This window comes from Faecalicatena contorta (genome assembly GCF_003149105.1).
Classification (GTDB): domain Bacteria; phylum Bacillota; class Clostridia; order Lachnospirales; family Lachnospiraceae; genus Muricomes; species Muricomes contortus_C.
On the sequence record NZ_QGDS01000016.1, the window covers coordinates 17,081 to 40,799 of the forward strand.

General features: G+C 43.8%; 23 protein-coding genes and 1 pseudogene. 22 read left to right on the top strand and 2 right to left on the bottom strand.

What is annotated here, in order from left to right; all coding sequences use genetic code 11:
- Positions 1-23: 23 nt before the first annotated feature.
- The 7 genes from xdh (at position 24) to A8805_RS18380 (ending at position 6,780) form a co-directional block, all read left to right on the top strand.
- A complete protein-coding gene (xdh, locus tag A8805_RS18355; RefSeq protein ID WP_109713872.1) occupies positions 24-2,579 on the top strand; it encodes a selenium-dependent xanthine dehydrogenase in 2,556 nt (851 codons plus the stop codon).
- 5 nt (positions 2,580-2,584) lie between these two features.
- Complete coding sequence (locus A8805_RS22395) at positions 2,585-2,731, top strand: hypothetical protein (RefSeq protein WP_207657729.1); 147 nt, start codon at positions 2,585-2,587, stop codon at positions 2,729-2,731.
- A gap of 54 nt (positions 2,732-2,785) precedes the next feature.
- Positions 2,786-3,640, top strand: coding sequence for a molybdate ABC transporter substrate-binding protein (gene modA, locus A8805_RS18360; RefSeq protein ID WP_109713874.1), 855 nt, complete (start codon positions 2,786-2,788; stop codon positions 3,638-3,640).
- Between the two features lie 50 nt (positions 3,641-3,690).
- Positions 3,691-4,404: a molybdate ABC transporter permease subunit gene (modB, locus tag A8805_RS18365; protein WP_109713876.1), complete on the top strand. Its 714-nt coding sequence runs from the start codon at positions 3,691-3,693 to the stop codon at positions 4,402-4,404.
- 4 nt (positions 4,405-4,408) lie between these two features.
- Complete coding sequence (locus A8805_RS18370; protein ID WP_109713878.1) at positions 4,409-5,479, top strand: sulfate/molybdate ABC transporter ATP-binding protein; 1,071 nt, start codon at positions 4,409-4,411, stop codon at positions 5,477-5,479.
- A gap of 76 nt (positions 5,480-5,555) precedes the next feature.
- Positions 5,556-5,900, top strand: a complete 345-nt coding sequence (locus tag A8805_RS18375) for a winged helix-turn-helix domain-containing protein (protein WP_242992476.1) — start codon at positions 5,556-5,558, stop codon at positions 5,898-5,900.
- 169 nt (positions 5,901-6,069) lie between these two features.
- A complete protein-coding gene (locus A8805_RS18380; protein ID WP_109713882.1) occupies positions 6,070-6,780 on the top strand; it encodes a DUF975 family protein in 711 nt (236 codons plus the stop codon).
- A gap of 239 nt (positions 6,781-7,019) precedes the next feature.
- Here the strand turns inward: A8805_RS18380 and A8805_RS18385 are convergent, their stop codons facing one another.
- The gene (locus A8805_RS18385) at positions 7,020-7,325 is read right to left on the bottom strand and encodes a hypothetical protein (RefSeq protein WP_109713884.1); all 306 of its coding nucleotides are present in this window, start codon (positions 7,323-7,325) and stop codon (positions 7,020-7,022) included.
- A 294-nt stretch (positions 7,326-7,619) separates the two neighbouring features.
- Entirely contained in the window at positions 7,620-7,979 is a 360-nt protein-coding gene (locus tag A8805_RS18390) for a metal-dependent transcriptional regulator (protein WP_109713886.1), read from the bottom strand.
- Positions 7,980-8,181: 202 nt separating this feature from the next.
- Between A8805_RS18390 and A8805_RS18395 the strand changes: the two genes are divergently transcribed.
- The 15 genes and pseudogenes from A8805_RS18395 (at position 8,182) to A8805_RS18460 (ending at position 23,715) form a co-directional block, all read left to right on the top strand.
- Complete coding sequence (locus A8805_RS18395; protein ID WP_109713887.1) at positions 8,182-8,397, top strand: FeoA family protein; 216 nt, start codon at positions 8,182-8,184, stop codon at positions 8,395-8,397.
- Between the two features lie 14 nt (positions 8,398-8,411).
- Entirely contained in the window at positions 8,412-8,633 is a 222-nt protein-coding gene (locus A8805_RS18400) for a FeoA family protein (protein WP_109713889.1), read from the top strand.
- A 120-nt stretch (positions 8,634-8,753) separates the two neighbouring features.
- Positions 8,754-10,937 carry a ferrous iron transport protein B gene (gene feoB / locus A8805_RS18405; protein WP_109713891.1) on the top strand — a complete coding sequence of 728 codons (2,184 nt, stop codon included), beginning with the start codon at positions 8,754-8,756 and terminating at the stop codon, positions 10,935-10,937.
- A gap of 63 nt (positions 10,938-11,000) precedes the next feature.
- Positions 11,001-11,141 carry a FeoB-associated Cys-rich membrane protein gene (locus A8805_RS18410; RefSeq protein WP_109713893.1) on the top strand — a complete coding sequence of 47 codons (141 nt, stop codon included), beginning with the start codon at positions 11,001-11,003 and terminating at the stop codon, positions 11,139-11,141.
- A pseudogene (locus A8805_RS18415) lies at positions 11,080-11,346 on the top strand (transcriptional repressor); the annotation flags it as partial. The gene A8805_RS18410 and the pseudogene A8805_RS18415, both read left to right, overlap by 62 nt.
- 98 nt (positions 11,347-11,444) lie before the next feature.
- The gene (locus tag A8805_RS18420) at positions 11,445-11,867 is read left to right on the top strand and encodes a YbaN family protein (RefSeq protein ID WP_109713897.1); all 423 of its coding nucleotides are present in this window, start codon (positions 11,445-11,447) and stop codon (positions 11,865-11,867) included.
- An 81-nt stretch (positions 11,868-11,948) separates the two neighbouring features.
- Positions 11,949-12,035: a DUF6219 family protein gene (locus A8805_RS23170; protein ID WP_420319481.1), complete on the top strand. Its 87-nt coding sequence runs from the start codon at positions 11,949-11,951 to the stop codon at positions 12,033-12,035.
- Positions 12,036-12,097: 62 nt separating this feature from the next.
- Positions 12,098-12,391, top strand: coding sequence for a DUF6110 family protein (locus tag A8805_RS18425; RefSeq protein WP_109713899.1), 294 nt, complete (start codon positions 12,098-12,100; stop codon positions 12,389-12,391).
- 40 nt (positions 12,392-12,431) lie between these two features.
- Complete coding sequence (locus tag A8805_RS18430; protein WP_109713901.1) at positions 12,432-14,519, top strand: heavy metal translocating P-type ATPase; 2,088 nt, start codon at positions 12,432-12,434, stop codon at positions 14,517-14,519.
- Between the two features lie 188 nt (positions 14,520-14,707).
- Positions 14,708-16,699, top strand: coding sequence for a LacI family DNA-binding transcriptional regulator (locus A8805_RS18435; protein ID WP_109713903.1), 1,992 nt, complete (start codon positions 14,708-14,710; stop codon positions 16,697-16,699).
- Positions 16,700-16,880: 181 nt separating this feature from the next.
- Positions 16,881-18,863: a LacI family DNA-binding transcriptional regulator gene (locus A8805_RS18440; RefSeq protein WP_109713905.1), complete on the top strand. Its 1,983-nt coding sequence runs from the start codon at positions 16,881-16,883 to the stop codon at positions 18,861-18,863.
- A gap of 197 nt (positions 18,864-19,060) precedes the next feature.
- Complete coding sequence (locus tag A8805_RS18445) at positions 19,061-20,089, top strand: alcohol dehydrogenase catalytic domain-containing protein (RefSeq protein ID WP_207657730.1); 1,029 nt, start codon at positions 19,061-19,063, stop codon at positions 20,087-20,089.
- Between the two features lie 18 nt (positions 20,090-20,107).
- Positions 20,108-21,271 (top strand): substrate-binding domain-containing protein, encoded by a 1,164-nt coding sequence (locus A8805_RS18450; RefSeq protein ID WP_109713909.1) that lies wholly within the window; start codon positions 20,108-20,110, stop codon positions 21,269-21,271.
- Between the two features lie 10 nt (positions 21,272-21,281).
- Positions 21,282-22,778 carry a sugar ABC transporter ATP-binding protein gene (locus tag A8805_RS18455; protein WP_109713911.1) on the top strand — a complete coding sequence of 499 codons (1,497 nt, stop codon included), beginning with the start codon at positions 21,282-21,284 and terminating at the stop codon, positions 22,776-22,778.
- On the top strand, positions 22,762-23,715 hold the full coding sequence (locus tag A8805_RS18460) for an ABC transporter permease (RefSeq protein ID WP_109713913.1): 954 nt from the start codon (positions 22,762-22,764) through the stop codon (positions 23,713-23,715). Before A8805_RS18455 ends, A8805_RS18460 begins: the two co-directional genes overlap by 17 nt.
- The last annotated feature ends 4 nt before the right edge of the window (positions 23,716-23,719 follow it).

The window sequence follows — 23,719 nt, forward strand, 5'->3', positions numbered from 1 at the left end:
TTCCGGAGAAAGAGAGGTATCATATGTATACGGTTCATGTAAATGGTAAGGATTATCAAGTTGAACAGGATAAAAAGCTGATGCGTTTTTTGAGGGATGATCTCCGTCTTACGTCAGTGAAAGACGGCTGCAGTCAGGGGGCATGCGGCACTTGTACAGTTCTTGTGGATGGAAAAGCAATGCGCGCCTGTATTCCCATGATTTCCAAAGTGGAGGGAAAATCCATTGTAACGGTGGAAGGCTTGAGTGACAGAGAGAAGGAAGTTTATGTATATGCCTTCGGGAAGGCAGGCGCCGTACAATGCGGGTTCTGTATTCCAGGTATGGTAATGAGTGCAAAAGGGCTGATTGATGCAAAGCCGGACCCCACCCGTCTGGAAGTGATTGCGGCAATCCGCAATAACATCTGCCGCTGTACAGGATATAAGAAGATTATTGATGGTATTCTGCTGAGTGCTAAGATTCTTCGGGAAAATCTCCCTGTTGCGGATGATGAAGGTATTATTCTGGTGGGAGATGCCATTCAGAGAATTGATGCAAAGGAAAAGGTGCTTGGTACGGGCGAATATACGGATGATATGTATCTGGACGGCATGATATATGCAAGTGCAGTGCGTTCAGAATATCCAAGAGCAAAAGTGCTGGCCATCCATATGGAAGAAGCAAAAGCTTTGGAAGGTGTGGTTGGCGTATTCACAGCGGAAGATATTCCCGGCAGTGTAAAAGTCGGACATTTGAAACAAGATTGGGATACCATGATTGCAGTAGGGAAAACCACCCGTTATCTGGGAGATGCAATTTGCCTTGTTGCGGCTGAGACACCGGAAATTCTGGAGCAGGCGAGGAATCTTATAAAAGTAGATTATGAGGTGCTGGAGCCAGTACTGGATCCTTTTGAAGCTATGAAAGAAGGTGCTCCGCTTATACACTCTACCGGAAATATTCTGGCTCATGAGCATTTGGTACGGGGAGATGCAGATGATGTAATCGCCAAGTCCAAATATAAAGTGACAAGGCATTACGAAACCCCGTGGACAGAGCATGCATTTTTGGAGCCGGAATGTGCTGTAGCCATGCCTTTTGATGAAGGTGTTCTTATATACTCCTCAGACCAGGGTACTTATGATACACAGCATGAATGCTCTCTTATGCTTGGCTTGCCTCCGGAGAAGGTGGTTGTGGAAAACAAACTGGTAGGCGGAGGTTTTGGCGGAAAAGAAGATATGAGCGTACAGCATCATGCCGCTCTTGTCGCCTATCTGACAAAAAAGATTGTAAAGGTAAAACTCTCCAGGCAGGAAAGCATTGTAATTCATCCAAAACGTCATCCTATGTGGATAGATATTACATCAGCCTGTGATGAAAACGGCAATTTGACAGCAATGAAAGCAGAGGTTGTATCAGATACAGGAGCCTATGCATCTCTGGGCGGCCCTGTGCTGCAAAGAGCCTGTACTCACGCCGCAGGACCCTACAATTTCCAGGTAATTGATATTGACGGAAAAGCAGTTTACACAAACAATCCTCCGGCAGGGCCTTTCCGGGGATTTGGAGTGACTCAGACCTGTTTTGCTTCAGAGCGAAATCTGGACCTTCTGGCGGAGATGGTTGGGATTTCTCCATGGGAAATACGCTACCGCAACGCAGTACGTCCCGGGCAGGTACTTCCCAACGGACAGATCACTGACGCCTCCACAGGAATTGTGGAAACATTGGAGGCTGTGAAAGAAATTTATGAGAATGAGCCATATGCAGGAATTGGATGTGCTATGAAAAATGCCGGTGTAGGTGTAGGGCTTCCCGACTGGGGACGCTGCCGTTTGCTGGTAAGCGATGGAAAAGTTGAGATTCATGCCGGGGCTTCCTGTATTGGTCAGGGCCTGGGAACGGTTTTGGTGCAGGTGGTATCTGAGACAGCCAATCTCCCCATTGACAAACTCAAATACTGCGCTCCAAACACATCCAAAGCGCCTGATGCAGGAACGACTTCAGGTTCACGCCAGACTCTGATTACCGGAGAGGCTGCAAAACGGGCATCAGAAATGCTTAAGGAAGAATTGAGCGGTCATACTCTGGAAGAGCTGGAAGGAAAAGAATATCTTGGCGAATATCTTGGAAAAACAGATAAAATGGGAAGTGATGTATTAAATCCTGTATCTCATGTGGCATATGGGTATGCGACCCAGGTCTGCGTTCTGAATGAAGACGGAACCATAAAGAAAATAGTTGCAGCTCATGATGTAGGAAAAGCGGTCAATCCAATCAGCGTAGAAGGGCAGATTGAAGGCGGAGTTGTCATGAGTATGGGATACGCACTGACAGAGCAGTACGAGATCAAAGATGGATATCCGGTATCCAGATTTGGTACTTTGGGTCTCTTTAAGGCAGATAAAGTTCCGGAGCTGGAATCTATCATCATAGAAAAACCAGGTATAGACGTGGGTTACGGAGCAATTGGAATCGGAGAAATTACTTCCATTCCTACAGCACCCGCGATTGCAGGAGCATATTATAAGCTGAACGGTGAGTTTGAGACAAAGCTTCCGCTGAAAGGAACTCCTTACAGTAAGAAAAAGTAGAAGCGGTGTATAAGATGATTTCCACAAAAAAAACGGTACTTACAATGCAGGGCGGAAGTATGCCCTGCAGTGCCGTTGTATTTTTGGTTATCGAATTGTTTTTGGATACAACTTGGTGTATAATGAAAAAGGCATACATATTGAATTACTAGTGTTCAAGAAGTATGTATTTGCATTTTACAAATTAATAAAAAAGGAGAATAACGATGAGAAAGTTTCAAAAGGTAAGTAGTGTAATTTTAACGGCAATTTTAACAGGAGCCCTTGTTTTAGGCTGCGGAGCAGAGAAAGAAGAAAGCAAAGCAGATGATACAAAGAGCGCACAGACCGAAGTGTCAAAGGAAGAGGATACAAAAACTGAAGAGCCTGTAACTTTGCTGGTTGCAGCGGCGGCTAGTTTGGAGTATTCTTATGAGGATGAACTGATTCCCATGTTTGAGGAAGCAAACCCGAATATTACCGTAGAAGGTACTTATGACAGTTCAGGAAAATTACAGACTCAGATTGAGGAAGGTATCGAAGCAGATATCTTTATGTCGGCAGCCAATAAGCAAATGAACGCGTTAGTTGATGAGGCTCTGGTGGACAAGGATTCTGTGGTAGAGCTTCTGGAAAATAAAATTGTATTGATTACTTCTGCAGATTCCACATTGGACCTGAAAGAATTTACCGATATTTCAAAGGCACAGACTGTTGCAATTGGTGACCCTGAGAGTGTACCGGTAGGTCAGTATTCACAGGAGGCACTAACCAGTCTGGGACTTTGGGATGAAATTTCTGCAAAAGCAAGTCTGGGAACAAATGTAACAGAAGTGTTGAACTGGGTAGCTGAGGGCAGTGCAGAGGCAGGAATTGTTTATGCTACAGATGCAGCAACTACAGATAAAGTAAAGGTAATTGCAGAGGCGCCGGAAGGAAGCCTGGCAGAAAATGCAATTTACCCTGTGGGTATTGTATCAGCTTCGGCAAATAAAGAAGCAGCGCAGAAATTTGTGGATTTCCTGCAGAGTGATGAGGCAATTGCCGTATTTGAAAAATACGGGTTTATTCAGAATAAATAGGTAATTATTCAGTATAGATACATAAATAGATACAAAGTGGAGGGAAGAGAATGGATTTATCACCAGTACTCATATCAATGAAGACTGCAGCAGCGGCTATTATTATTACATTTTTTGTGGGTATAGCTGTGGCTTACTGGGTTGTGAACATGAAACATGAAAAGTTGAAAATGATTTTTGACGGAATCCTTACTCTTCCTCTTGTACTGCCTCCCACAGTAGCCGGATTTTTTCTGCTGTACATCTTTGGCGTGAAGAGACCGGCAGGTAAACTGCTGCTGGAGTTTTTAGGAGTGAAGATTGCTTTTTCCTGGGGAGCTACAGTATTAGCGGCAGTGGTAATTTCTTTTCCACTGATGTACCGTTCCGCAAGAGGAGCTTTTGAGCTGGTGGATTCCAATTTGCTTTATGCCGGAAGGACTTTGGGGATGTCTGAATGGAGCATCTTCTGGAGAATTTTGTTTCCCAATGCCATGTCCGGTATTCTATCCGGCGGAATCCTGGCTTTTGCCAGAGGGCTGGGAGAATTTGGTGCTACGGCAATGATTGCAGGAAATATAGCGGGAAAGACACGCACTCTTCCTCTTGCCGTTTATTCTAATGTGGCGGCAGGAGATATGCAGGGAGCATATCAATATGTGCTGATTTTAGTTGTGATATCTTTTTTTGTAGTGACAGGCATGAATTATGTCACTTATGTATTTCAAAAATATAATCTTACAGAAGAGGTTCCCCGTATCAAAAGGAAGCGGAAGCAGAGGTAGTTAAGTGAAGAAATTACAGGCGGATTTCCAGAAAAAACTGAAAAACTTTGACTTACAGATGCAGTTTGCCATGGAGGAAGGGTGCCTTGGAATACTAGGCGCATCCGGATGCGGTAAAAGCATGACTTTGAAGGCAATTGCAGGAATTGTAATGCCGGATGAGGGAAAGATTAGTACGGAAAAGGCAGTATTTTATGACAGTGCTAAAAAGCTCAGCTTAGCGCCTCAGAAGAGAAACGTAGGATACTTGTTTCAAAATTATGCGCTGTTTCCCAATATGACGGTGGCGGAAAATATTGCTGCGGGAATCCGGCCCCGGAAGGAAGGGACTACCTTTCGGGCAGGGAAACAGAATATCCGGGAGCAGGTGAAGAACCTGCTGGTGCAATTTCAACTGGAGGGCCTTGAGAACCAATATCCGGTGAAGCTCTCCGGAGGACAGCAGCAGAGAACTGCACTGGCACGTATCCTGGCATCCAGGCCCGATATCCTTCTTTTGGATGAACCGTTTTCGGCAATGGACAGTTATCTAAGGGAAGAACTGCAGATAGAACTGTATAAACGTCTAAAATCGTTTTCAGGATGTACAATTATTGTCAGCCACGACAGGGATGAAATTTACAAATTATGTACCCATACAATGATTATGGGAGAAGGCAGGAATATCATTTGTGAAGAAACGGAAAAGCTGTTCAATGATCCCGGCTATATGCAGGCGGCCAGACTGACAGGCTGTAAAAATATTTCCAGGGCAAAGCGCACAGGAGTACGTACAGTACAGGCCTTGGACTGGGGTGTAGAATTTTGTATTGACAGAGAGATGCCGGAACAGTTATCCTATATAGGAGTACGAGCCCATGACTTTATTCCTATAGATGTGAACGATGAACGCCAGGAAAATGTCATTCAGGTATGTCCCTGTGATGTAACAAGGACACCCTTTGAATGGACCTTGCTGTTCCAGAACAAAGAAGACCCCAAAAAGCATATCTGGATGAAGCAGGAAAGAGGAAAATGGCAGATACCTCAGAAGGTATGGGTGAATCAGGAAAAGATTTTGCTGCTGAAGGAATAAATAGATAACAGAGGAAGCAGCAGGAGGCAGGAAGGAAAATCCAGGCAAGGAAGGTGTATTTATGTTCCATCCGGTTGTGAAGCTAAAAGTATATAACGAAGAACTGGCATATGGGCCAGGAATGATAACTCTGTTAGAATTTCTGCGGGAAACCGGCTCTATGAAGGAAGCCTGTACAAAAATGGGTATGTCTTACAGCAAGGGCTGGAAGATTGTGAACCGGGCAGAGAAGGAGCTGGGTTATGATTTGCTGCTGCGCAGGCATGGAGGCAGCATGGGCGGTAAATGCGAGATAACAGACGAGGGAAGTTCTCTGATTATCAGATTCCGTAAGATGGAGCAAAAGGTAAATGAACTGACACAGGCCGCGTTTGAGCAATGTTTTCCTGAATATGCGGCTGGTGAACAGGAACAGAAGTAATATAATAAATTGACAATAAAGAGTTTCATATTGATGACAGAGGAAATGAGCGGTAAAAGTGCCATTTCCTTTTTTGTGTAATAGGAAATATGATTCAGTAGATTTTCAAACCTAATTGCGGTATAATAAATCGTATTCTTGAAGATGACTGATATAGGAGGTATAAAGCATGTGGACGAGAATAGAGTTGAAAATGAGAGGAAGACAGGCCTTTCAGAGGAATTATTGGTCTGCGGTTGTAGTTGCTCTGGTGATGGCTATTGTGCTATATGGAGTAACTGCATCCAACTCTAATGGCGCACGGGAACACAGTCGCTTTTATGGGAATGGGGATTATTTTTTTGAATATTCCCTGCTTTTAATGGTTATTGCATTAGTCAGTGTAATTTTGAGCCTGGGCACGATGCTGCTTGGAATCTTTGTGGGAAATGTACTGCTGGTCGGAGGATACCGTTTCTTCGTACTGAACCAGACAGAGACACCTACGGCAGGTACCCTTGGATATGGTTTTAAATCAGGAAACTACGGGAACATTGTTTTGATTATGTTTCTGAGGAATTTGTTTACATTTCTGTGGACATTGCTGTTTGTTGTGCCGGGAATCATCAAGCATTACGAGTATCTGATGGTGCCTTATATTCTTGCAGAAAATCCGGGAATGAGAAGTGAAGAGGCGTTTCTTATAAGTAAAAGGATGATGATGGGCCAGAAGTGGGATACATTTGTGCTGGATTTATCTTTCATCGGGTGGAGAATATTGGAGGGACTGACGTTCGGAATATTGGCTATTTTCTATGTAGAGCCTTATATTCAGTCCACATTTGCTGAATTATATACGGTAAACAAAGAGGTGGCTTATCGAAATGGGTATATCCGATAAGGGAAAAGGAAGGGGCTGCTGCATCGTCCATGCAACAGCCCAAAGAAAAGGGAAAATCTATTTATAAATTGTGAAATTATCTTCTTTAGTCGAAGTCCAATGGCCACGGATGCAATGCTGCAAGTGCAGCCATTGTCTTCTGTTTTTCATAAATATAGAATACCAGGTAATTGTGAATACACTGTGACAATATTTGGAAATCTTTATGAAAATTCTTAAAGGAAAATGAAGAAGTATGTTCAGTGCTTCTTATGAACAATATGCATGCTGTTCTTTGCAGAATCATGCCATCTCTCTTTTTGCTTCTCATACATTTCGTGCAGCCATTCTACTGCAGAATCCATTCCCTCCTCTGACATTGGGAAGACGGAAGAATCCTTCTCACTGTCCGGTGTCCTTTCAAAGGACCAGGGCTCCGGGTATACCGTCAAAGTGAAGGTCTCTTTACTGTCATCCACTTTAAAATAATAACGCATACCTCTGTGGCATCCGGAAAAAGGTTCCTTTTTCAGTCCGCCTATGGGAATTAACTTTTTATCTATCATAATAATTATACAGTCCTCTCTGCTTTAGTATTGCGGTCAGGGTTGTCTGATCCGCTAATATTATAGCACAGATGAAAAAAAGACAAAAGGAAAGAGTCACAACACGTGTGACTCAAAAGGGGGGAAAGTTTATGAAAAAGTGTTCTTTTCTTTCGAACAACTATATTATAAGATTTACTTGTGTAAAAACTGTGATACATTTTTGAATGAATTGTAAATTGTCTATGAATATTCCTTAACATCCTTTCATAATCTTCCCGGCAGCCAGGCAAAGAGCGCCTGATAAAATCCCTCTTATCTAATATGCTTTTTAATTGCTTCAAAGCTTTCCTTGCTGATGACATGCTCCAGTTTGCAGGCATCATCGGCGGCAATTTCTTTATCTACTCCAAGCTGTACCAGCCATTTGGTTATCAGTTCATGCCGCTCATAAATCATCTCTGCAATTGCTCTTCCTGCATCTGTGAGAGTGATAAATCCTTCTTTTGATACAGTAATATGATTCTTTTCCCGGAGATTTTTCATTGCTACGCTGACGCTGGACTTTTTGAAACCCAGTTCTTCAGCAACATCTATGGAACGCACAGTAGGATGCGCTTTACTTAGAATCAAAATGGTTTCCAGATAGTTTTCAGCAGATTCATTTGTCTTCATGGTTATTCACCTCGATTTCTATCACATTTAAGTGCTAATAAAGTTATGGTATCATATTTCAGGCAATAGAGCAAATATATTATGTCAAGTACTTTATTGATAAGTTTTCTCAATAAAGTACTTGACAATCAAAGCGTGTTAGAATATACTAACCATATAAATGAAAAGAATTATCAATTATTCAAAAGAAAGAAGATGAGTCATGATGCCATTAACAATGGTAAAAGAAGGCGAACCAAACACAATCCGTAAAGTCGGAGGAAAAGAAGAGACCAGAAGATTCTTGGAAAACCTTGGTTTTGTTGAAGGAGGAATTGTCACAGTTGTATCTGTGATTGCAGGCAATGTGATTGTTAACGTAAAAGAATCCAGAGTTGCCATCGGTAAAGATATGGCAAATAAAATCATGGTTGTCTAAAGGAGGGAGAAACGGTGAAAACATTAAAAGAAGTTCCATGCGGAGAGTCCGTGAAAGTAACGAAGTTAACTGGCGAGGGGCCGGTAAAGAGACGTATTATGGACATGGGAATTACAAAAGGTGTAGATATTTTTGTGAGAAAAGTAGCACCTTTAGGAGATCCTGTGGAAATCACAGTAAGAGGATATGAGTTATCTGTACGAAAAGCAGATGCAGAAATGATTTTAGTTGAATAGACATTTCTGCATTTAATTTTTGCAAAGGGGTTAGCCTGAACTAATCAAATGCAGAAGCATAAACTGCGAAATATCATTGCAGCATACTATTGAGTTAAACTTATCAGGAGGAAAGAGTAAATGGCTATTAAAATTGCGTTGGCAGGAAATCCAAACAGTGGAAAAACTACATTGTTCAATGCGCTGACTGGTTCCAATCAGTTTGTTGGAAACTGGCCGGGGGTTACAGTAGAAAAAAAGGAAGGAAAGCTCAAAGGAAATAAAAGTGTTATTATTACAGACTTGCCCGGGATTTATTCACTTTCCCCTTATACTTTAGAGGAAGTGGTGGCAAGAAATTATCTGATTCATGAAAAGCCGGATGCGATACTGAACATTGTAGACGGTACGAATCTTGAGAGAAACCTTTATCTGTCGACACAGTTAATGGAGCTGGGAATTCCGGTTGTCATGGCAGTAAATATGATGGATGTGGTAGAGAAAAACGGTGATAAAATACATATTGATAAGCTTTCTAAGAAATTGGGCTGTGAAGTTGTAGAAATCTCGGCTTTAAAAGGAAACGGTATCCAAAAAGCTGCCGAAAGAGCAGTAGCTGCCGCAAATGCTAAAAAAGCATCAATGCCTGTGCACACGTTTGCATCTGAAGTAGAGAGTATACTGGATGCTGTGGAAGCAAAAATTGGAAATAGTGTGCCGGAGGAACAGAAACGGTTTTTCGCAATTAAGCTGCTGGAAAGAGATGATAAAATTTCTGCACAGATGGAATTTGTGCCGGATGTAACGGAAGAGATTAATGCAATAGAGAAGGAAATGGATGATGATACGGAAAGTATTATCACCAATGAAAGATATGTTTACATTTCTTCTATTATAGATGAGTGTTCTACTAAGCTTAGTAAAGGGAAAATGACAGTTTCTGATAAAATTGACCGTATCGTTACAAATCGTTTTCTGGCACTTCCGATTTTCGCAGTTGTAATGTTTATTGTTTACTACGTTGCAGTTACAACAGTGGGAACATGGGCAACTGACTGGGCAAACGACGGCTTATTCGGTGAAGGATGGAGCCTGTTTGGGTTGGAAGTACCTGGAATTCCTGTGCTTGTGGAAGCTGGATTAAGTGCAATAGGCACCGCTGCATGGCTCCAGGGATTGATTCTGGATGGTATTGTTGCCGGTGTGGGAGCTGTTTTAGGATTCGTACCGCAGATGCTGGTACTGTTTATCTTCCTTGCATTTCTGGAAGCATGCGGATACATGTCCAGGGTTGCATTTATCATGGATAGAATTTTCCGAAAATTTGGTCTTTCAGGAAAATCCTTTATTCCGATGCTGATAGGAAGCGGCTGTGGTGTTCCGGGAGTCATGGCATCGCGTACCATTGAAAATGACCGCGACAGAAAGATGACAATTATGACTACAACCTTTGTTCCATGCGGTGCAAAACTTCCGATTATTGCGTTGATTGCAGGAGCTTTGTTCCAGGGAGCATGGTGGGTTGCACCAAGTGCTTATTTTGTAGGAATCGGGGCGATTATCTGCTCAGGTATTATTTTAAAGAAAACGAAAATGTTTGCAGGCGATCCGGCTCCTTTTGTTATGGAACTTCCGTCATACCATCTTCCGACCGTAATGAACGTGCTTCGCAGTATGTGGGAGAGAGGCTGGTCCTTTATTAAAAAGGCTGGTACAATTATTCTTCTTTCTACAATCTTTGTATGGTTTACATCTTATTTTGGATGGATAAACGGACAGTTCAGAATGTTGGATACTATGGAATTAGATCACAGTATACTTGCAGCCATGGGAAATGCTATTAGCTGGATCTTTATACCTCTTGGCTGGGGAAACTGGAGATCGTCAGTGGCAGCGCTTACTGGTCTGGTAGCAAAAGAAAATGTAGTAGGTACCTTTGGAATCCTTTATGGTTTTGCAGAAGTAGCAGAAGAAGGAAACGAAATCTGGGGAGCTCTTGCGGGCAGTATGACAGCAGTAGCGGCATATTCCTTCCTTGTCTTTAATCTTTTATGTGCACCTTGCTTTGCAGCAATGGGAGCGATTAAAAGAGAGATGAATAATACGAAATGGTTCTGGTTTGCAATTGGATATCAGACATTGCTGGCATATGTAGTATCACTGTGTGTATATCAGATAGGTACATTCATAACAACAGGTGAATTTGGAGTAGGATTAATTGCAGCAATTTTAATTGTAATCGGATTTATTTACCTGTTAGTCAGACCATATAAAGAAAGCAATACTTTAAAGGTAAATATGAAACATGTGGCAGGAACGAAGTAAAAAGCAATAAAGAGGGCCTGTCTGGTATGGAAAGGATTTCGCTTATGAAAGGAGGCAGCTTTTATGGGAACAATTCTGGTAGGGGCAATCTTAGCGGGTGCAGTAGCAATGATAATCCGGGGTATGATTCGTGATAAAAAGAATGGAAAGTCGGTTCATTGCGGTAGCGACTGTAAAAATTGCGGAGGTCACTGTGGGCACTAGAGAAGTAATCGTCGAAAAGTTAAAAGAGAACGGGTGCAGAATTACGAAGCAGCGCCTTGTATTAATTGATATTATTTTGCAAAATGAATGTCAAAGCTGCAAGGAAATCTATTATAAAGCAGTTGAGATAGATGATAAGATCGGTGTGGCAACGGTATACAGAATGGTGAATGCTCTGGAAGAAGTCGGGGCAATCAACAGAAAGCTTGTGCTTACTCTTTAATGCCTGAGGCAGGAAAAGCGCTTAATGAGAATAATTCTTGTTAAGCGCTTTTCTTTAGAAAATAAAAGAATGAGGTGAATATGAAGAAATTTGTTAACGGAATATTTATTGGGCTTGGATTTCTATTTATCGGACTGGGTATGGTGGGAGTTGCTCTGCCGCTGCTCCCATCTACTCCATTTTTAATACTGGCGGCAATTTGTTTTGCGAAAGGCTCTAAAAAGTTTCATAGTTGGTTTTTAAGTACATCCTTATATCAAAAATATGTGGAGCCTGCGTTGAGCCGGAAAGAGATGGAGAAGACTGTAAAAAGGAAAACACTGATTATACTCTGTGTAATTTTTATTATTAGTTTCTGGGCGGTGCCTGTGTGGCATGCTAAGGTCGTTATTTTACTTGTGGCCATGTTTCATATCTATTATTTTGTCTTTAAAATAAAAACTGCAAAGGCAGAAAATAAAGAGATGAATTCAGAAGGGGTTAATGATAAAATTTCTCCATAATGAAGGTTAGTTTTGACTAGCCTGAAATTTCCTTGCTATGATATACAAATAAAGCAGAATCAGGCTTATCAGACAGGAGTGATGAAGATGAAGCAGCATAAGTTCTGGGCGTGGGCAGCAGTTTTTTGCTTTGTGATGGCCATTTATACCGGACACAAACACAAATAAGAAGAATGTCTGAACAATGACCCGAAAAATGATGAGAAAGTACGATAAGGAGGAGAACAGGAATGGATATTTTTAAAATGAAAAGAATCGGTATTTTTGCAGGAGGTATTTTATTTGGCACTGCGGGGGTGAAAATTCTTTCAAGTAAAGATGCAAAGAAGGTTTACACAAACTGTACGGCCGCAGTACTGCGGGCAAAAGAATGTGTAATGAAGACCGCAACAACGGTACAGGAGAATGCGGAGGATATTCTGGAGGAGGCAAAGCAGATTAACGAAGAGCGTGCCAGACAGGAAGTAGTTCAGACAGAGGATATACCTGCAGCGGCAGAAGCTTCTGAAGAGTATTCAGAGTAGCAGCTTTGGCAGGTAAAGGAAGTATTTGGGAGGGAACTTCTTGAAATTTATAATAAAACATGAGATAAAGGGAAGGCTGCGCATTCATGTCATGCAAAGCAGGATGACATTTCGGGAAGCAGATACACTCCACTATTATCTGGCAGGATTGCCTCAGGTAAAAATGGTGAAAGTGTATGAGCGGACTGCAGATGCATCCATTCGATATGAGGGAAGCAGAGAGGAACTTCTCTGCATGCTTAAAAGATACCGTTATAGTGATATAGAGGTTCCGGAAGGGCTCATTGAGAACTCAGGCAGAGAGCTGAACGCAAAATATCAGGAACATCTGGTACAAAAAGTTATACTGCATTATGGCAGGAAACTGCTGCTCCCTTATCCGGTGCGGGCTGCTTTGATTGGGTGGAATTCCTTAAAGTATTTGTGGAAGGGATTCAAAAGCCTTTCAAAAGGGCGTTTGGACGTATCGGTGCTTGATGCGGCAGCAATTGGTGTCTCTGTATTGCGCCAAGACATGAAAACGGCAGGTTCTGTTATGTTTCTGCTTGAAATTGGGGAAATACTGGAAGAATGGACGCATAAAAAGTCAGTGGGTGATTTGGCCCGCAGTATGTCCCTGAATGTAAAAAAGGTTTGGCTGAAGTCAGGGAACCAGGAGGTTCTGACAGACACATCGGGAATTATTCCCGGAGACCAGGTGATTGTACATATGGGAAATGTGATACCCTTTGACGGAGTTGTGACGGAAGGGGACGCACTTGTGAATCAGGCATCTATGACAGGGGAAGGTCTTCCGGTCAGAAAGGAAGCCGGGTCTTATGTCTATGCGGGGACTGTTCTGGAGGAAGGCGAAATTGTAGTACAGGTAAAGCAGACCAAAGGAAGCACCCGCTTTGAAAAGATTGTATCTATGATTGAAGAGTCTGAGAAACTAAAGTCAGCAGCCCAGGGAAAAGCAGAGCATCTGGCCGACAGGCTGGTACCTTATACTTTGGGAGGGACAGGGCTTGTGTGGCTGTTTACCAGAAATGCCACGAAAGCGTTAAGTGTTTTAATGGTTGATTTTTCCTGTGCCCTGAAACTTGCCATGCCCATTGCGGTTCTGTCTGCAATCCGGGAGGCTGGAGAGTGCGGCATTACGGTGAAAGGCGGGAAGTATCTGGAAGCAGTGGCAGAGGCAGAAACCATTGTGTTTGATAAAACAGGGACTCTGACAGAGGCAAGGCCTACCGTAAAAGAGGTTATAACTTTTGGCGGAGGAGATGCAGACGAAATGCTGCGTATTGCTGCGTGCCTGGAGGAGCATTTTCCACATTCCATGGCAAAAGCGGTAGTGAAAGCAGCAAAAATAAAAGGTCTGGTTCATGAAGAGATGCACGCCAAGGTGGATTATGTTGTTGCACATGGTATTTCCTCTTCCATAGAAGGGAAAAAAGTGGTAATAGGAAGTCATCATTTTGTATTTGATGATGAAAATTGTACAGTTAGAGAAGAAGATAAGGATAAGTTTAAACAACTGCCTGCGGAATATTCCCATCTGTATCTGGCTATTGAGCAAAGCCTTGCTGCAGTTATATGTATAGAGGACCCTCTGAGAGAAGAGGCTCCTGAGGTGATAAAGGCTCTCAGGAAGACTGGAATTAAAAAAGTTGTCATGATGACAGGGGACAGCAAACACGCTGCCGCTGCTATTGCAAGGAGTGTGGGCGTAGATGAATATTACTTTGAAGTACTGCCGGAAGATAAGGCAAGATTCATTGAACAGGAGAAACGTACTGGCAGCAAAGTTATTATGATAGGTGACGGAATTAACGATTCTCCGGCACTGTCTGCGGCAGATGCAGGAATAGCTATCAGTGACGGAGCCGAAATAGCAAGAGAAATCGCAGATATTACAATAGCTGCGGACAATTTAAATGAAATCGTAACATTAAGAATTTTAAGTAAGGGTCTGATGAAAAGAGTCCATACAAATTACCGTTTTATTGTGGGCTTTAATACCGGTCTCATTATACTTGGAATAGCCGGAATCCTTATGCCTGCTGCGTCAGCCATGCTGCATAATCTATCAACGCTGGGAATCGGCCTGAGAAGTATGCAGGACCTGAGGAAGGATGAAATCAGATAAAAAGTGTTACAGTTCATACTACATCAGTATCTCATAAGCAGAATAATACGAAAAAGACGCGGCAGTAATTGATAGCCGCGTCTTTTTCTTGCAGAATATTGGACGGTTTGATAGAATGGGTATAAATGTGAATCAAAAACATGCGGGAAACATCTAAATAGAGATGAAGGCCCGTTACAGGAGATAATATGGGTGTAACAATTACGGAGATAGCAAAAGAAGCAGGGGTGTCGATTGCAACAGTATCTCACGTGCTCAACCACACGCGATACGTAAGTCCTGAACTGGCAGAAAAAATTCAGCAGATTGCCGAAGAGAAAGGCTATCAGCCGAAGCATAACAGTGAGTCGGCAGGTAAAAAGTATCGGATGGGAAAAAGCTCGGAGATTGCCTTGGTGATACCGAATACATTCAGCATTGTATATACTAGATTGGTAACGGTGCTTTCAGGACTGGCAGATACCAAGGGATATATTTTATGCATCTATCTGTCTAATGGCGATAAGAACCAGGAAAAACACGTGCTGTCTGAGCTGGTTGCCAACCGCCGAATAGCAGGGATTATTCTCTGCCCGGTTCAGTCGGATAGAAAAGCATATAAAAAGCTAATCCAATCGGCCAAACCTTTTGTCTGTCTGGAACGAAAACTGGAGGACAGTGAGTCGGACTCAGTCGTCTCAGACAATGTCCAGGGCGTTCGGGAGATGATGGAACATCTGATCAATAGCGGACATGAACGGATTGCATTGCTACTGGAAGATAAGTGTCTGACCACGGTGACGGAGCGAAAAGAAGGTTATCTCCAGGTAATCCGGGAACACGAAATCGGTTACGATGAAGAGCTGATTGCCTGTATCCAGCTAGAAGAGGAAAAGCAGACCAGAGAATGCATCAAACGGTTTATCAAAAAGAAAGTCCCGACGGCGATCCTGGCCGGCGGCAACACTCTGACGTTGAGATGCCTCAAGGCGATGGATGAAATGGGGCTTGAATGTCCGAGGGATATTTCCGTGGCCGGTTTTGGCGATGATGAGTGGTGTGAGCTGATGAATCCATCATTGACCGTCCTGACACAAGATACCGAAGAACTGGGACGTCGGGCGATTGCAATATTGTTCGATAGGATTGAACAGCGCGGGCCAGAGGAGAGCAGTCAGATCAAGGTGCCGATGGAGCTGACGGTCAGAAAGTCGACGACCAGCATCGCCAGGGGACCATTTGGTGAGAAGGTTGTATATCCGGAAGAGAACCTGCTGACCGATCAGGAGATTGAGTTGGTAAAAGCAGGAAACTACAAGGTGGCAATATCGTTTCACTATACCGGGAATGAGTGGACTAGGCTGCATGAAAAGGCAATCAAAGATTCGCTCAGTACGATGGGAGTCAGGGTACTGTCAGTGGCCGATGCCAATTTTGATCCGGAACTGCAAAACACCCAGTTGGAAGGGATTGAAATGCAGAATCCTGACGGTGTTATTGCGGTTCCAACCGATGAAATCAAGACGGCTGGGAAATTCAAAGAACTGGCGAAAAAGACGAAGTTAGTATTCGTCAACAATGTTCCCTATGGATTAAACAATGACAATTACAGCTGTTGGATTTCGGTAAATGAGCGTGAAAATGGTCAGAATGCAGCTCGGATTTTGTGCGATCATTTTACTGGCCAGTGCGATGTAAAGATTGGGCTGCTGATACATGGTACACCGTTTTTTGCTACCAAACAGAGAGATTTTTTTGCTGAGCAGGTTTTTCGTGAAGAGGGCAGTAATGTGAAGTTGGTCTCGCGCCGGATGTTTTACTCAATCGATCGCACCTATGAGGTTTGCAAGCGGATGATTCAGGATCATCCGGAGATCCAAGGCCTGTATATTACATGGGAGCGACCGGCTTTACAAGCGATTAGGGCATTAAAAGAACTGGGCCGGGAGGATATCGCGATTACAACCACTGATCTAGACTATGAAATCGCATCTTATATGGCGCGGGGCGAAATGGTTGTCGGACTGAGTTCTCAGCGCCCTTACGATCAGGGGGTAGCGGTGGCAACGGCGATGGCGAGGGCCCTGATCGGCCGCTGTGATCACCGCTGCATCGGAGTAGCACCGTATATGGTGAAAGCCAGCAACCTGGAAAAAGCGTGGCGCGAGATATTAAAAACTAAAATGCCGGATATCAGATAGAAGGCTAAAACAGACATATCCAAGTGAATATGTCTGTTTTTATATAAAAAAATAATTATAATTGCGGTTTTTTAAAGAAGTTAGATAGAGACGAAAAAAATCATGAGAAACAAATTGACATTTTAGTTAAAATGAGCTATTTTAGCTTATATAAAATCAATTTAACGGACAGGGAGAATGCATGAAAGTAACGATGAGAGAAATAGCAGAGGAAGCCGGTGTATCGATTGCAACGGTTTCCTTTGCCTTAAACCGGACCCGCTATGTCAGTCCGGAATTAGTAGAGCGTATTGAGCAGGTTGCACAAAGTAAAGGCTATCGAATCCAAACGCAGAAAAAGAAGCAGTTTCACAGTGGCAAGCTATCGGAGATAGCGCTGGTCATTCCGAGCGTCAAAAGTGATTTTTACGCCCATTTGATGACCGGAGTTTCGCGCTATGCATCGGAAAAAGGATATTTAACTTCGGTTCATGTTACCAGTGATGACCGCGAGCAGGAGCGGCGCGTATTGCAGGAGATCATCAGCAACAACCGGATTGCGGGAATTATTCTGGCTCCGGCCAGTGAAGAACGGAGTACATATGAGAAGCTGCTACAGGTCGGATCACCGCTGATCTGCATCGAGCGAACCATTGTCGGCGCGGATGTTGGGGCAGTATTATCCGATAATGAAGATGGTGTATATAAAGGGATGGAGTATCTGATCAAACGTGGTCATGAGAATATTGCGATTTTACTCGAAGACAAACATATGTCGTGTGTTGAGGAGCGGACGGAAGGGTATCAGAAAGCACTGGAACAGTACCATATTCCTTTCCGCCAGGAATTAGTGGTGTCAGTGAATCCGTACCATCAGACAGAAATGTTTGATAAAGTAGATTTGCTGTTTAAGTGTGAGGCACCGACAGCCATCTTTGCAGCCGGAAATAAATTGACGCTGAATTTACTGCGGATGCTGGCAAAACTGGAGAAAGCATATTCTGCAGATATCTCCATCATTGGTTTTGGTGATGCACAGTGGTGTGATATGATCCGGCCATCGCTGACCTGTCTCAGGCAGGATCAGGAGCGGATCAGCCGGGAAGCAGTCCGCTGCACTATCGAACAGATCGCGGTGGGCAGCGGCCCGGACATCGGAACGAAACGGATTCCGATGGAATTGTGGATTGGTGATTCGGTACAGAATATTGCCCGGGGACCATTTGGTGAACGATCCGAATACCCAGGCGAGATTGTGCTGTCAGAAGAAGATTCGACGCGGCTCAAACTAGGCCGCTATAAAGTTGGAATTTCATTTCACTATGGCGGAGATGATTGGACGACACTTCATGAGCGTGCACTGGTTGAAACCCTGAATGGATATGGCATTCAGGTCCTCTCAGTGATGGATGCACACTTTGATGCCAAACTGCAGGAAGCGCAGTTAAAAGGGCTGATGATGCAGAATCCGGATGTCATCATCGCTGTACCGGTTGAGGAAGAAAAAACTGCCAGTGTGTTTAAAGAAGTGGCGGAGAAAACCAAACTGGTGTTGATCAACAGCATGCCCAAAGGCTTTACCAGAGATGACTATGCATGTTGGATATCGGTTAATGAACGCGAGAATGGCGAGAGCGCGGCCCGGATCCTGGGGGATTACTTTGTCAATAAAGGCAGCGGAAAAGTGGCCATGCTGATACACGGTGCAGAATACTTTGCGACCAAGCAACGGGATTTTTTTGCCCGGCAAACCTTAGAAGAAGATTATCCGGGGATCGAAATTATAGCTAGTGAATCATTTGGTAAAATTGAGAATGCCTATCAGGCATGTTATACCATGATGGAATCGAACCCGGAGATTGAGGGAATCTACGTGACCTGGGAGCGGCCGGCGCTGGAGGCAATCCGGGCGCTTAAAGATATGGGCCGGCAGGATGTTGTAATCTCGACGACCGATCTTGACTATGAAATTGCCAGAATGCTGTGGCATGATGACATGGTCATCGGCCTCAGTTCACAGCGTCCGTATGACCAGGGAGTGACCGCTGCGATTGAAACCGCGAAAGTTTTGTTGGGCAAACAAAACAGTAAATGCATCGGCGTGTCGCCTTATCGAATAAACAAAGAAAACCTGGAAAAAGCATGGAAAGATCTGAAGAGAACCAAAATGCCGGATTTTAGTTAAAAAAATACTCGAAAAACACATGTTTTTACGTAAAAACATGTGTTTTTTATTTAATCAAAGAAAATCCATTGACGATAAAATAGACTGATGTTATATTTTACACAAATAGACAGTAAAAGTAATCTTTTTGTAGTAAAAACAACGAAAACAAGAACTGGGAAAGGTTATTTTTAACTAAAAAGAAAGGAGTGATGGCAGTGCTTGCAGCTAAATTGCCGTGTAAAGAAACCATTAAAGTGCTCGAAGAACCGATTCCGGTTCCAAAGAAAGGGGAGGTTTTAGTTAAAATGAAGGCATCAGCCCTCTGCCGCAGTGATTTGCATCGCTATCATGGCGTAGCGATTTTTGATGAGGATGATGAAGCGGCAAATATAACGCCGGGACATGAGCCCTGTGGGATTGTAGAGACGCTTGGTGAAGGAGTAACAAGAGTGAAAAAGGGGGACCGGGTGGCGGTATACCTGGGACTAGGCTGTGGGATTTGCCCGGATTGCCTGCGCGGCGATATCATGCTGTGCCCTGAATTTGGATGCATCGGCTTTGCCGTAAACGGAGCCCATGCGGATTACATGACGATTCCGGAAGAGAATTGTCTGTTACTTCCGGAAGGAATGGATTACATAACCGGAGCACTTGCTACTGACGTTGGTGGAACCTTATATACGGCTTGTAAAAGAGTAGAACTTAATGGAACCAAAACAGTCGTCATCATCGGCTGTGGACCGATGGGCAGCGGCGGCATCTTAATGGCCAAGGGCTTTGGCGCAGCTGTGATTGCAGTTGACACCGATGATGAAAGACTGAAAATGGCAGCTGAGCTTGGTGCCGATCATGTTATCAATCCGATTAAAGACAATACCGATCAGATTGTCAAAAAAATTACCGGCGGCGTCGGAGCTGATGCCGCAATTGTAACTGCCGGTGGCAGCGTACCACTTAATTCAGCCCTGAACGTAATTCGGACCAAAGGCCAGGTGGCCCTGATTGCCGAATCGAATGAAGCGGTGATCGATCCCAGCAATCAGTTCGTCAGAACACTTGCTGAGCTAAAAGGGTGCTGGTATTTCAACCGCGGAGACTGGGAAGAGATTGCCAATTTTATCGTTGATAAGAAGATTGATCTAAACAAAATCTCCAGTCACACCTATCCAATCTCAGAAGCAGCAACGGCATTTCCGTTGTTTGATTCAGGAAAGACACAAAAAGTAGTTTTTGTTTGGGAATAAGAAAAGGAGGAAGGTATTATGAAGAGAAAAGTAATAGCAATATTATTGTGTGTTGGGTTAGTCGCAGGAATGTTAAGCGGGTGCGGATCTGAGACAGATTCAAAACCAGCTGCTGAGACGGAGAAGAAATCAGAAGTCAATGCGGATGATTACCCCGAACTGGATCTGAAGCCAACCGAGGCGCTGAGTGTCAGCACCGAGGGTGTGAAAGCGGTAGCTCCTTCTGCGTTCACCATAACCGATGAAGAAGCAAAGAAATTAAAAGAAGGCAATTACAAGGTAGCATTTTCTTATCATACCCAGAGCGATACTTGTAATCAAACCAAAGTAGCTTCAGCGACCAAAATGCTGGAAGACTGGGGAATTGAAGTGGTTTCTGTAACCGATGCAAACTTTGATGCGGCGACACAGACCGACCAGATTGAAAGCATCATGGCAAAAAAGCCAGATGTTCTGTTTGTTATGCCTTATGATGCAGATGCCTGCGCTTCAGTACTGAATGCGAATGTAAAGAATACCGATACCAAACTGGTATTTATGGAAAATGTAGCATCTGGTTTTAAAGCTGGCGAGGATTATGTCGGCTGTGCCAGCTCTGACAGCTATGGTAATGGGAAGGCCTGTGCGGATATTATGGCAAAAGAAATCGGCTATCAGGGTAAAGTAGCGATTATGTTTTATGACCTGGTATACCCGGTAACCAATGAACGCGACCGTGGCTTTAAGGAAACAATCGAAAACGATTACCCAAAGATTGAAATTGTTATGGAGGCTGGTTTTACCGATCCGAGTGATACAGGTACTGTTGCCGATGCGATTCTGGCAAAACACTCTGATTTGGATGGCATCTACGCATCCTGGGATATTCCGGCTGAAGGTGCAATCGCATCAGCGAATTCACTGGGAATGAACGATTTGATTATTACTTGCTGCGATCTCGGAGATACAGCGGCGAAGAGTATTGCGGAAGATGGTATGATCCGCGGCGCCGGTGCGCCTCGTTCACCAGAACAGGGGGAAGCAGAAGCATTAATCGCGGCTTACGCATTATTGGGAAAAGAACTGCCTTCGACTTTCGTAACGCCGCCAGCTCTACCAGTTGTGAAATCAAACGTGCTTGAGTCATATAAGACCAGCTATGGAGTGGAAGCACCAGACTGGTTAAAAGATATAGCGAAATAGAGGTGAACCAATGGCGGATTATGTATTGGAACTAGAACAGATCCAAAAATCTTTTGGTGGAGTTCCGGTCTTAAAAGGTGTAGATTTTCGACTGAAACGGGGCAGTATACACGCACTGGTGGGCGGCAATGGAGCAGGTAAATCAACGCTGATGAAAATACTGACAGGAGTTTATACCAAAGATCAGGGTCACTGTAAAATCAACGGACAAAACGTCACCATTCATAATTACAATGAAGCCAAGAAAAGAGGAATCAGCTTAATTTTTCAGGAATTAAGCCTGATTCCCACCTTAACAGTGGCGGAGAACATATATCTAAACAAAGAAATTAAAAAAAAGGGTTTGATTGATTATAAAACAATGAACCAGAAATCTTCAGAATTATTAAACAGTCTGGGAATTGATATGGATGTCAGGGAAAAAGTGCAGAATTTAAGTGTGGGATTCTGCCAGCTGATTGAAATAGCGAAGGCCTTATCCAACAATACTTCTGTGCTGGTCATGGACGAACCGACAGCTTCACTGTCTGACAAAGAGACCGAAGTGTTATTCGGGATCATTGCAGACCTGAAAAAGAAAGGAATTTCAATCGTTTACATCTCACATCGGATGAAGGAGATCTTTCGGATATCTGATGAGATTTCGGTTCTGTATGGCGGTGAGATAATCGCCAGTAAAACGACCGAAGAGTATACTTTGGAATCGTTGATAGATTATATGATGGGTGGCAAGAAAAATGAGCAGTCGATGATCTGGAAAGAACGCTCCAGTCCGATTGGAAGCAAGAACCTGCTGGAGGTTAAATCGCTTTCCGTCGGCAACATGGTTAAAAATATTTCCTTTGAACTCAAAGAAGGCGAAGTACTGGGACTGGCCGGTCTGATGGGAAGTGGGCGGACCGAGGTGCTGGAGACGATCTTCGGCATACGCAAAAAGTCCTCAGGCGAAATTATCATGGATGGCAAGCCGGTTCATTTCCGCAATGTGCGGCAGGCCATTCGCGGGAAGGCGGCTCTGGTACCAGAAGACCGGCGTCGTCAGGGATTGGTTTTGATGCACGAACTACGGGAAAATCTTATCTTAACCGATCTTGATAAAGTCAAGAAAAAAGGATTTATACATCCCCCGACTGTCAATGAAGTGAGTAAGAAGGCGATTCAGGATTTTGTGATTAAAGCCGACAGCGTTCGGACTAAAATTTTTCATCTGTCAGGTGGGAATCAACAAAAAGTAGTTTTGGCAAAATGGTTGAATACCGGTCCTAAGCTCTTAATGCTGGATGAGCCAACCGCCGGGGTGGACGTTGCTGCGAAAGGTGAAATCATCGAAATTATCAGGCAGTTTGTCAACCGTGGACATAGTGTCATCTTTGTCTCCTCTGAATTGGCGGAGATGATGGCGATCTGCGACCGGGTGATCGTGCTGCGGGACGGTGTTAAGACTGGGGAATTAACACACGAAGAAATTGATACAGAGGAGGTATTGCAGCGTGCAATTCAAAAGTAAGAAAAAAATAGATCTATATCAGCATATGGTTTACATCATTTTTGTAATCGTCCTGATATTTTTCGCAATCTGGTTAGGTCCCAGCTTCTTTTCTATGTCCAATCTACTGAATATTACCAGACAAACGGCGATGGTATCGGTTATGGCGGTGGCGATGACCTATGTAATTGCCAGCGGTCAGATCGATCTCTCGATTGGCGCGGTAGTTGCATTGTCTTCGCTGATTGCGGCGTGGCTGCTGGAAAGAACCGACAATATTTTGTTGGCACTTGCGTGCTCATTAGGGGTTGGACTGATCGTCGGAATTGTCAATGGTCTGCTGGTAACTTACCTCAAGATTCCGGCATTCCTGGCCACTCTCGGAACCCAAAGTATTATCCGGGGATCGGCGATGTGGCTGACCGCAACCAAGGCAATCACGATCCGCAATACAACTTTCAACAATATCTTTGGCATGGGAACACTGGCGGGAATACCAATTGTATTTATCTGGACGGCGCTCGCTCTTTTGATCGGCCATATCGCCCTGCGGTATATGTCATATGGCAAAAAAGTGCTTTCGATTGGTGGCAACGAAACATCTGCCTTTTATTCTGGAATTAACATCATCCGCATCAAAATCACAGTCTTTGCAGTGATGGGCCTGTCGGCGGCATTTGCGGGTATCATTTATTCGGCCAGAATGCAGACAGCTCGTTATACTTACGGCGAAGGTGATGAAATGAATGTTATCGCTTCAGTCGTTTTGGGCGGTACCTCGATGGCCGGAGGAAGTGGAAATATTATTGAAGCTGTGGTGGGTTCACTGTTGCTGGGAATCATCAACAACGGTCTGATCATCGGTGGGCTTGACGCCAGTCAGCAGCAGGTGGTCCGCGGATGTATTATCATTCTAGCCGTTGCACTCAGTACATTTAACACGAAAAAACAATCTTAAAATA

Coding starts and splice junctions, on each gene's coding strand:
- xdh (WP_109713872.1), top strand. CDS start 24: ATGTATACGGTTCATGTAAATGGTAAGGATTATCAAGTTGAACAGGAT.
- modA (WP_109713874.1), top strand. CDS start 2,786: ATGAGAAAGTTTCAAAAGGTAAGTAGTGTAATTTTAACGGCAATTTTA.
- modB (WP_109713876.1), top strand. CDS start 3,691: ATGGATTTATCACCAGTACTCATATCAATGAAGACTGCAGCAGCGGCT.
- A8805_RS18380 (WP_109713882.1), top strand. CDS start 6,070: ATGTGGACGAGAATAGAGTTGAAAATGAGAGGAAGACAGGCCTTTCAG.
- A8805_RS18385 (WP_109713884.1), bottom strand. CDS start 7,325: ATGATAGATAAAAAGTTAATTCCCATAGGCGGACTGAAAAAGGAACCT.
- A8805_RS18390 (WP_109713886.1), bottom strand. CDS start 7,979: ATGAAGACAAATGAATCTGCTGAAAACTATCTGGAAACCATTTTGATT.
- A8805_RS18395 (WP_109713887.1), top strand. CDS start 8,182: ATGATGCCATTAACAATGGTAAAAGAAGGCGAACCAAACACAATCCGT.
- feoB (WP_109713891.1), top strand. CDS start 8,754: ATGGCTATTAAAATTGCGTTGGCAGGAAATCCAAACAGTGGAAAAACT.
- A8805_RS18410 (WP_109713893.1), top strand. CDS start 11,001: ATGGGAACAATTCTGGTAGGGGCAATCTTAGCGGGTGCAGTAGCAATG.
- A8805_RS18420 (WP_109713897.1), top strand. CDS start 11,445: ATGAAGAAATTTGTTAACGGAATATTTATTGGGCTTGGATTTCTATTT.
- A8805_RS23170 (WP_420319481.1), top strand. CDS start 11,949: ATGAAGATGAAGCAGCATAAGTTCTGGGCGTGGGCAGCAGTTTTTTGC.
- A8805_RS18425 (WP_109713899.1), top strand. CDS start 12,098: ATGGATATTTTTAAAATGAAAAGAATCGGTATTTTTGCAGGAGGTATT.
- A8805_RS18435 (WP_109713903.1), top strand. CDS start 14,708: ATGGGTGTAACAATTACGGAGATAGCAAAAGAAGCAGGGGTGTCGATT.
- A8805_RS18440 (WP_109713905.1), top strand. CDS start 16,881: ATGAAAGTAACGATGAGAGAAATAGCAGAGGAAGCCGGTGTATCGATT.
- A8805_RS18450 (WP_109713909.1), top strand. CDS start 20,108: ATGAAGAGAAAAGTAATAGCAATATTATTGTGTGTTGGGTTAGTCGCA.
- A8805_RS18455 (WP_109713911.1), top strand. CDS start 21,282: ATGGCGGATTATGTATTGGAACTAGAACAGATCCAAAAATCTTTTGGT.